The organism is Candidatus Accumulibacter necessarius (genome assembly GCF_036625085.1).
Map to the genome: position 1 here is coordinate 64,178 of NZ_JAZKUM010000015.1, position 6,814 is coordinate 70,991.

5 protein-coding genes and 1 pseudogene are annotated in these 6,814 nt (G+C 61.8%); 1 reads left to right on the forward strand and 5 read right to left on the reverse strand.

Annotated elements, in window-relative coordinates; translation table 11 throughout:
* Positions 1 to 398 precede the first annotated feature (398 nt).
* The 5 genes and pseudogenes from V5B44_RS25505 to V5B44_RS25525 form a co-directional block, all read right to left on the reverse strand.
* On the reverse strand, positions 399 to 818 hold the full coding sequence (locus V5B44_RS25505; protein WP_332362088.1) for a Druantia anti-phage system protein DruA: 420 nt from the start codon (positions 816 to 818) through the stop codon (positions 399 to 401).
* A 121-nt stretch (positions 819 to 939) separates the two neighbouring features.
* Positions 940 to 1,236 (reverse strand): annotated as a pseudogene (locus tag V5B44_RS25510) (ISNCY family transposase); the annotation flags it as partial.
* Positions 1,237 to 1,312: 76 nt separating this feature from the next.
* Positions 1,313 to 2,563, reverse strand: coding sequence for a group II intron reverse transcriptase/maturase (gene ltrA, locus V5B44_RS25515; protein WP_332358461.1), 1,251 nt, complete (start codon positions 2,561 to 2,563; stop codon positions 1,313 to 1,315).
* A gap of 406 nt (positions 2,564 to 2,969) precedes the next feature.
* Positions 2,970 to 3,608 carry a hypothetical protein gene (locus V5B44_RS25520; protein ID WP_332360221.1) on the reverse strand — a complete coding sequence of 213 codons (639 nt, stop codon included), beginning with the start codon at positions 3,606 to 3,608 and terminating at the stop codon, positions 2,970 to 2,972.
* A gap of 30 nt (positions 3,609 to 3,638) precedes the next feature.
* On the reverse strand, positions 3,639 to 4,118 hold the full coding sequence (locus V5B44_RS25525; protein ID WP_332360222.1) for a hypothetical protein: 480 nt from the start codon (positions 4,116 to 4,118) through the stop codon (positions 3,639 to 3,641).
* A 687-nt stretch (positions 4,119 to 4,805) separates the two neighbouring features.
* Here V5B44_RS25525 and V5B44_RS25530 point away from each other — a divergent pair.
* A partial coding sequence (locus tag V5B44_RS25530) for a hypothetical protein (RefSeq protein ID WP_332362090.1) occupies positions 4,806 to 6,814 on the forward strand: 2,009 nt, incomplete at its 3' end.

Below are 6,814 nucleotides of genomic sequence, written 5' to 3' on the forward strand. Positions count from 1 at the left end.
ATCTCTCCGATCGGCAGCGCCGTCTTGTTTACCACCCGGCGGAGGCAAGGCGCCGGGAGGCGAACTGAAAGACGAACATCAGCAAGCCGTAGAGCAAGAGCGAAGTGAGCTTGTGCCAGCGTTTTTTGGGGTCTCTAGGGTCTGGAATCGTCGTCAATTGCATGAGCATGGCGGGCAGCTATTTGCGCAGGAGACGCATCTGTTGGCTCAAGCCCTCCTCGCGAGCTGCTTGTTCCTCGGGACGGTGGTAAAAGTCGAACATCGGTTGGGCAAGGGAACGGGGGCGCTTGGCAGCGCCCCCGTCGCGCTCAGTTTCAAGTTCAGCGCCTTTTCCTGCTGCTTCTTTGTTGAGCGCAGTACCTTGATGGCAACGCGTGTCGGGCGACGGCCAGGTTTGCTCATGACCGCGGGCTCCCCGGCGCGGCGCACAGTCGGTCGCGACAATCCGAGGTCAGCGGTTGGACCCACACCTGGCGGGGCGTGCTGTGATACGACTGGCCGGGGCGGGCCAGCCCGCGCCCGCTGGTTGCCCCAAGCAACTGCCAACCGGCGGCACGGTAGCAGGTGCCGGCATAGTGACGCGGATCGACGAAGGTCTCCAGCAGCAGGGGCTCGAAGCCCCAGTGCTCGAGCCAGTCAGCGCGTGCGCGGCGCGCGAGTTGTCCGAGCACATGGCTGGCCAGATGCGGTACCCGGACGTGGGGAAAGATCAGGAAGCGACTGTTGTTCACCACCCGCGGCACGTTCTCGCGACGTGCCTGCGCCGTCCAGCCGATCCACCGGGCGCGATCGGCGGCTACGTCTACGATCAGGACCATAAGAGCAAGGGCTACTGATTGTGAAACAGGGGTTTGATATTCCACTGTTCGACATCAGCAGTTCTCATTTCAAATTCCATGGTAGTGGGTGTTGAGGGTAAGGACTGTTGGATGGGGTAAGTCAGCCGGTGTCTGGGGCGTTGGGAGCGAGGCGCTGCTGCATGAAGCGCATGAGGTGATCCCAGTCATCGAACGGCAGGTACTGTAGCAAGGCGCGCAGGTGTTCGAAGAAGGTGCGTCGGGAGGGCAGCAGGCCGCGCACCTTGGCGTAACGGGTGTCCATCCAGTCCAGGGCGGTATGGACCAAGAAGGCCAACAAGATCAGTGTAGCGAACAGGTTGGCCAAAAACTGCTTGCCGTGTCCGAAGTTGTGGTCGAAATGGTAGCCCTTGGTCTTGAGGGTGTTGTTGTTCTCGTGGCAAGTCGGCCGGAGGAGTTGCACCCCCGGCCTCTCACAGAACGGTGCGTGAACCTCTCGATTCACACCGCTCCCATCAAGCAAACGCACCGACCATTCCTTTCTGCCAATGCACGAAGAGATACGGCTGCGTCTCGGAAAGCTGTTCGAGAAACCTGCTCGCCCGTATCTTGTGGCCCTTCAGCCGTCTGTACTTCCTCATCGCCCAAGCCACCAACGTCTTGTTGAAGTGCCTGAAGACGGGGTACATTGCCGACCGATAGAATCTTCCGTAATACGCGAGCCAGCCCCTCAGGACTGGATTGTGCAGTCGGGAAATGTCGGCTAGGCTCAGCTCCGTCCGATTTCGGTAGCTCAGTTTGCGTGTCGTTGCCCGCATCGCCGTAATCGCTTTGTTGCTGACCGCCGGGGTGAAGCTCACAAACAGGCTGTTGCGCTTGCTGTTCTTCACCACCCTTGGCCGGAAGGTATATCCGAGGAAATCAAACTGCGTGACCGGATACCTCCCCTTGCGACTACCGTCTTTGCAGTACACGATCTTGGTCTTGTCCGGATGCATCTGCAGGGCGCATTGCGCAAACCTTGCATCGAGCGCCGCCATCAGGGCCTGCGCCTCCTGCTCGGTCCGACAATGGACCAACCCATCATCCGCATACCGGCACCAGGGGTTGTCCGGATAGTGTTTCGTCATCCAGACGTCAAACGTGTAGTGAAGGAACAGGTTGGCCAACACCGGACTGACGACGCCGCCTTGCGGTGTCCCCCGGGTACGTTCTACCCGGGTTCCGTCCGCCTGTTGCAGCGGCGCAGTTAGCCAGCGCCTGATATACAGCATGGCCCATTCACACTCCACGTGCTTCTCGAGCGCCTTCTCCAGCAATGCATGGTCGATGTTGTCAAACAGGCCTTTGATATCAAACTCTAGAACCCAAGAATACTTCCAGCATCGTTCCCGCGTTACCCCCACGGCATCCAGCGCCGACCTTCCGGGCCGATAACCGTAGGAATCCGGTAGAAACTTGGCTTCAATCCCGGGCTCTATCACCCGCTTGACAACCGTCTGCGCCACACGATCTGCCACCGTTGGAACACCCAATATGCGCTCCCCGCCATTCTTCTTGGGAATGGCAACCGCTTTGACCGGCGGCGGAAAGTAGCTTCCCGACGACATCCGGTTCCAGATCTTGTACAGGTTACCCTTCAGATCCTTCTCGAAGTCGCCGATCGATTCCTTATCCACCCCTGCCGATCCCGCATTGGCTTTGACCGCTTGATACGCTTCGTACACCAGCCATTTGTCAATGGCAAATGGTTTTGTTGCACTCATCCGTTTCCTCCTGTTGCCAGTTGAACGCCAAGTGCAACCGCTTGATCCGACCCCTTTGCTCCAGCCGCATTACCAGCCTTCATCGCTCGTACGGGTCGGTCCGTCCCAGTGCTCCGCATCGGTACTCTCGCCTCGTGGTTTCTGCCACTTGTGCTTCTCCCTTGACATCGGAACGACTGGTTCCCGCAGTTCCACACAAAAGCCTGGATCAGCTTCACGCCTCCTATACGCCGGCCGCCGCTTGCCCAGTAGTCAGGTGCCCGGCAAGCTTGTCCCAGAAGATAGAAACGCCCCTGGTTTTGACGACAAGTCTCTGGATTACGACGCGTCAGCGAAGGTTCACTTTCGTTCGTCTCTCTGATCCTTACCTGCTCGAGGTACGTCCTCGACGCTTTGACCCCAACGCTCACCACCACGGCTCTTGACCGCAGCAGCTTGGGGTGGTTTGAGGCCCGCTCCTGAAAGCCGACCCCGAGGGACCTACCCTCATCTTCCGTGTAGCTTCTACACAGTTCGTCAGTCCATTACGAACTTCCTTTCTGTGTGCCTGCGGCACACTCTCGATTTTCCAACGCGCCCGCCCGGCGGAAGCCAGAGCGGCGACGTTATGGTCGGTGATGGCATGCGAGGTGGCCCAGGCGTTCTTGAAGACGATGGCACCGCGGGCATCGGTGGTGACCAGTTCCAGCCAGTTGGCCATCACGGCATCGTCCGTGTTGCGCAATGGCACTTGATGGGCATAGCGATAGGTGTCGGTAAAGTGCTTCTTGCCGACGCGTCGCGCCTGTACGACGCGGCCGAGTTGCTCGTTGCGCTCGAAATCGCCGACCCACTCGTAGAGCGTGGCATGGGATTCGGGCTTGCAGGTGAACAGGAAGTCGGCCTGTTGCGCCCGCACCCGCAGGCAATGCGACTGATGGCAGTACAGGTCGTCGCCCAGGTAGGTGATGCGCCACGGGCGGTAGTGCTCGCCCCAGCGCGCCAGCCAGCGGGCCGCGGCGGCCAATTCGCAGTCCTGCTTGTCCTGGCCGTCCTGGGGTTGCACGAATTCCGGCGGCAACGGGATGGCGTTCGCCTAGCCCGGCGCCACCAGCACCGGCGTCACGGCAAGGTGGCGATAGAGAACCCTGTCGTTCTTCAGGCGCGTCTCGCTGCAACCGGCACAGGAAATCTTTTCCGACGAGAAGAAATCAGTGCCGTCCAGGGCAATCAGCAAGGTGTCGTTGAGCGAGCGAAATCCCGCCAGATAGCCTTGCTGGTACAGGGCATCGCCAATCTCGGCCATGACCGGGTACACCGTTTCCGGCGGCACCGGGTCCAGCAGATTGCGAATCTGGTTATCGCAGGGAATCTCATGCACCCCGAACAGCGAAGAGGCATTGTTCCGCCCCAACTGCTTCTGCATCCTGACTTGGCTATCGAGGAAGGACGGACTTTGCGAGAAAAACACGGCGAAGGCCGACAGGGCCGCATCCTCCATCTCATAGAGCCGGGCGTTGCTCTGCTTACGCCCGTCCGGCAAAGCCCGGAATGCATCCCGAACCTTCTCGATCAAGGCGATGGCGGGGCTCGGCAGGGGGATGGGGGCAACGGTCGAAATGGGCTGGGCACCTGAAAATCATCAATACTTCGATCAAGTTCGAGGTTAACACTATAACACACTGTTTACCAGCATTATTTTAAAAAACACCCGGAGTTTCCCTCAATCTTCATCGCCCAAGTCTGCCAATCCGCGTGCGCCAACCTACGCCAACAGCCGCATTGCTTGGGTTTGAAATGAGAACTGCTGGTTCGACATAGACCTCCGCCGCCTGTTTCATCTAGTGAGCCTGCGCAGCGGACGCGTGAAATCGACGCCGAACACTTGGTCGTTAGCGTCTGCTTCCAGTGTGGAGCGGCCAGCCAGACGAGCAGCTGCTGGCGCCGCGCGCAACCGGCCGAATCAGCAAGGATCCATAGTGACCCAAGACGAGTTGTCATTGCCTGTCGTGGGAGGACTCGTGCTGTGGTCATCCGTGCGACCGGGCGAATAGGCACGGACACTCGGCGAAGCGTGATTCGGATGACCTTCCGTGGGTTCCTGCGAGCCAATCCGAGATTGACGCCGCTTCACGGGGGCCCATATACTTTCGCTGATGCCGTTGGATTTCCTATCCTTGAGGCACTCCCGCGTCTGCCGACGGCTGGCGGCGCATCCGGTATTTCGCCCTGCCAACTGCCGCCTCACTATGAGGATTCCACGATGCAAGTGATGTCCTCGCTGCGCGCCTTCCTCGAACTCGATGTGACCCCGGACGCCGATGGGGCAGCGGGCACGCGGATCAGCAATCGCCGGCGGGCACGGGTCTTTGCGGTGGTCTTCTTCCTCGTCATGCTGCCCGGCCTGGCCTGGGATTTCCTGCGGCCGGCCGAGTACCGGGCGACTGCCAGGGTGGAGATCACTCCCGGAAGCCACGAGCCGCGTCCGCTGACGCCGGCAGCGGCCGGCGAGGCCGGCCAGCCGTCTGCGCCGCGTGCCGGAGCCGGAGTGCTGACCGAGGTCGAGGTGCTGACCAGCCGTCCGCTGCTGGAGAAGGTGGCCGCGTTGCTTGCCTCGGCCGGTCACGCGTCGACGATCGACGGTGACCTCGTCGAACAGCTGAAGGGGATGATCCACGCGGTGCCGGTGACCGGCACGGCTGTCGTCGAGCTGCAGGCAACCGGTGCAAAGCCGAATCTGCTCGCCGCCGCACTGAACGCGCTGGTCGACGCGTATCGTGATCAGATGCAGGCGTCGCATGAAGTGGTCGCGGACGAGGGACTGGCGCAGGCCGGCGAGGAAGTCGCGCGGCTTGGCCAGGCAGTAAGCGAGCGACGCGAGCGTCTGGAAGGTTTTCGCAACACGAGCGGCGTCGTTTCCGGCGAGCGCGAGGAGAACGATGCCGTCGCTCATTTGAAAGGGCTGAGCACCGCACTGAATACGGCAACCGAGCGCGCCGCGATCGCCGAGTCCCGACTGCGCGCCTTGCGCGAGGGCGGTGGCGCGCGGGCGATGGCAGCGAAGGATGATCCGACGTTGGCAGGCATGGAACAGCGCGCGTCGCAGGTGCGCCAGGAGATACGCGAGCTGGAGCGGACTTACACCCCGCATTTCATGAGCCTCGATCCGCAAGCGCGGGCGTTGCGCATTCGCCTGAGCGAACTGGAACGGCAGATCGAGGTCCAGCGTGCGACGGGTCGTGAGGCAGGGTTCGCCGCGGCTGAGGAAGATCTGGCCAGCGCCCGGGCAACGGTCGAGCGCCTGCAGACGCAGATAAGGAACCAGCGCGCGAACGTGCAGGTCTTTTCACAACGCTTCGCACAGGCGAAGTCGCTCGAAGACGATCTCGCACAGATCGAAAAAGCACACCGTGCGGCGCTCGAGCGTCTTGCCAGACTTGGTGCCAGCGAGAGCAGCCGGCTACCGGCACTCCAGGTGGTCGAGGCGGCGAGCGTTCCGCAGTCGCCATTTCGACCAGAGTATCTGCGTGACGCACTGCTCGTAACGGCTGCTGCCTTCGCTCTCGGACTGCTCGCGATCTGGTTCGTCGAGCTGTTTACGCGTTCGCCTCCTGCCCAAGGCGCGGCGACGACGACAGTCGTCATTCCACAAACCTGGCCGATGCCTAGCCATCCTGCCAGGCAGCTGGCGGGGAACATGGCCGGCGCGCTGTCGGCCGGCATTCGGCCGCCGATTGACCTGCTTCCCAACCAGTGGCAATCGGCGCGCGAATTGAGCCAAGAGGAAGTGGCGGCGCTCCTCGCGGCATCCGCCGGCGAGGAACGTTTCCTGATCGCGCTCCTGATGCTAGGTTTGACGGCCGACGAAGCGATCCATCTCGCTCATGAAGACTTCGATCCTGCCGCCGGAACGTTGCGTGTCCGCGGTAATGCCCCGCGCCACGTGCACGTCCCACCATGGCTGATGGCCTGCCGGGCGGCACTGCCTGGCGATGGCTCGGCGCCGATGCTGGCCGATGCAGCCGGCGCACCAATCGCCGCGGCCCACCTCCAGTCCGTAGTGATCTGCGCCGCCTTCGACGCGGGTCTGGCGGATGCTGCTAGCCTGACACCGGAGGACCTTCGACACACCTGCATCGCCTGGCTCGTGCGACAGGGAGTACGCTTCTCGGACCTGGCGGCTTTGGTCGGACGGCCGAGCGCCGAAGCGCTCGCCGCTTATGCCGAGCTCGCTTCCCCGTCGCCGCGACTGGCCGCCAGCACCATTGATCC

What these genes read in the sequence shown, in the direction of transcription:
- V5B44_RS25505 (WP_332362088.1), bottom strand. Translation starts at nt 818, where the DNA reads ATGGTCCTGATCGTAGACGTAGCCGCCGATCGCGCCCGGTGGATCGGC.
- ltrA (WP_332358461.1), bottom strand. Translation starts at nt 2,563, where the DNA reads ATGAGTGCAACAAAACCATTTGCCATTGACAAATGGCTGGTGTACGAA.